The following is a 2,408-nucleotide window of genomic DNA, read 5'->3' on the forward strand; positions in this document are numbered from 1 at the left end:
GGCTCTACACCGACCGGGCCGACCTGGCCGCCCGCTGGTGCGAGCGGCTGGCCGACCGCACCGGGGCCCGGTGCGGCTCCACCTGGCAGGCGCTGTTCGCGGCGCTGCGCGCGGAGACCGCGCTGCGCCAGGGCGATCCGGCCGCCGCCGACGAGGCCGCGCGGGCGGTGTTCACCCGGATCACCCCGCAGGGCTGGGGAGTCGCGGTCGGCCTGCCGCTGGCCACCATGGCGGGTGCCCGGACGGCGCTCGGCCTGCACCAGGACGCGGCCCGGTTCCTGGAGCTGGCCACCCCGGAGGCGATGGAGCGGACCCCGGCCGGGCTGCACCACCGGTACGCGCGCGGTGCGCACCTGCTCGCGGTCGGGCGGGCCGAGGAGGCGTTGGCCGAGTTCCGAGCCTGCGGGGAGGCGATGGCCCGCTGGGGGCTCGAACACCTGCCGGCCCTGGCACCGTGGCGGATCGGCGCCGCCCGGGCCCAGCTGGCCCTGGGCCGCCCGCAGGCGGCGCTGGTGCTGGCCGAGCAGCAGCTCGCCCGGCTCGGGCCCGCCGGGCAGCCCAGGATCCGGGGGCTGGCGCTGTGGGTGCGGGCGCTGGCCGGGGAGCGGTCCGAGCGGACCGGGACGCTGGAACGGGCCGTGCGGCTGCTGGAGGAGGCCGGCGCGGAGTCCGACCTGGCGGCGGTGCTGGCCGAGCTGAGCGAGAGTCACCAGGACGACGGCGACCCGGACCGGGCCCGGCGGACCGACCGGCGGATGCGCCGGGCCCCGGCGCTGGCCGTGGTGCCGCAGGCCGGCCCGGAGGCGGAGGCCGCCGGGTCCGCGCTCACCGAGGCCGAGCGCCGGGTGGCCGAGCTGGCCGCCCGGGGCCTGTCGAACCGCGAGGTCGCCCGCAAGCTGTACATCACGGTGAGCACGGTGGAGCAGCACCTCACCCGGGTCTACCGCAAGCTGGGCGCCCGCCGCCGGGTCGACCTGGCCCGGCTGGTCGCCCCGGCCCGCGGTGGCGCGGGCGAACCGGTGGCGAGTAGGGGTTCCACAGGGGTTGCCTAGGGGCCAAGGTGACGCAGCGCCGAGGAAATCTGAGAGCCGGTCAGCACCAGCCAGCCCTCAGGAGCGGAACTCGCCATGGCCCACCCGGAACTCCCCGCCCCGTCCGTCCCGGATCCCGACGCGCCCCGGGCGGTGGCCGTCATCGGCCTCGCCTGTCGGCTGCCCGGCGCGGCGGACCCGGCGGCGTTCTGGCAGCTGCTGGCGGCGGGGCGGACGGCGGTCGGGACCTTCCCGCCCGACCGGTTCGGCCCGGGGGAGCAGCCCCGGGCCGGCGGCTACCTGGACCAGGTGGACCGGTTCGACCCGGAGTTCTTCGGCATCTCCCCGGCCGAGGCGGCCGCCGCCGACCCGCAGCAGCGGCTGGTGCTGGAGCTGGCCTGGGAGGCGTTGGAGGACGCCGGGGTGGTCCCGGCCGCGCTGGCCGGCAGCCGCACCGGCGTCTTCGTCGGGGCGATCGGCTCCGACTACGCCACCCTGACGGCCCGCGGCGGCGCCATCACCCGGCACAGCCTCACCGGCCTGAACCGGGGCCTGATCGCCAACCGGGTCGGCTACGCGCTCGACCTGCGCGGTCCGAGCCTGAGCGTCGACTCCGCGCAGTCCTCCTCGCTGGTCGCCGTGCACCTGGCCATGGAGAGCCTGCGCAGTGGCGAGTCGGAGCTGGCGCTGGCGGCCGGCGTCAACCTCAACCTGGCCGCCGAGAGCACCCTGACCGTCGACCGGTTCGGCGCGCTCTCGCCCGACGACCGCTGCTTCACCCTGGACGCCCGGGCCAACGGCTACGCGCGCGGCGAGGGCGGCGTCGTGCTGCTGCTCAAGCCGCTGGCGCGGGCGGTGGCGGACGGGGACCGGGTGCTGGCCGTGCTGCTCGGCAGCGCGGTCAACAGCGACGGCGCCGGTGCGGGGCTGACCGTGCCGAACGCCCGGGCGCAGGCCGAGGTGGTGCGCAGCGCCGTGCGCCGGGCGGGCGTCGAGCCCGGGCAGGTCGGCTACGTCGAGCTGCACGGCACCGGCACCAGGGTCGGCGACCCGGTCGAGGCGGCCGGACTGGGCGCCGCGCTCGGCACCGGCCGACCGGTCGGCCGGCCGCTGCTGGTCGGCTCGGCGAAGACCAACGTCGGCCACCTGGAGGGAGCCGCCGGGATCGTCGGCCTGCTCAAGACGGTGCTCGCGGTGCACCACCGGCAGCTCCCGGCCAGCCTCAACTTCGCGACCCCCAACCCGGAGATCGACTTCGCCGGGCTGGGCCTGGCGGTGCCCACCGCGACCGGGCCGTGGCCCGAGCAGGACGGGCCGCTGGTCGCGGGGGTCAGCTCGTTCGGGGTCGGCGGCACCAACGCGCACGTGGTGGTGGGC

The 2,408-nt window shown here is 77.9% G+C and carries 2 protein-coding genes; both read left to right on the forward strand.

What is annotated here, in order from left to right:
* On the forward strand, nucleotides 1-1,052 hold a 1,052-nt coding region (locus ACFW1A_RS40080; RefSeq protein WP_380418603.1), incomplete at its 5' end, for a LuxR C-terminal-related transcriptional regulator.
* Nucleotides 1,053-1,127: 75 nt separating this feature from the next.
* Nucleotides 1,128-2,408: polyketide synthase (locus tag ACFW1A_RS40085; protein WP_380418605.1), on the forward strand; the 1,281-nt coding region annotated here is incomplete at its 3' end.

The sequence above is a fragment of the Kitasatospora sp. NPDC058965 genome, from assembly GCF_042741245.1.
Taxonomy (GTDB): domain Bacteria; phylum Actinomycetota; class Actinomycetes; order Streptomycetales; family Streptomycetaceae; genus Kitasatospora.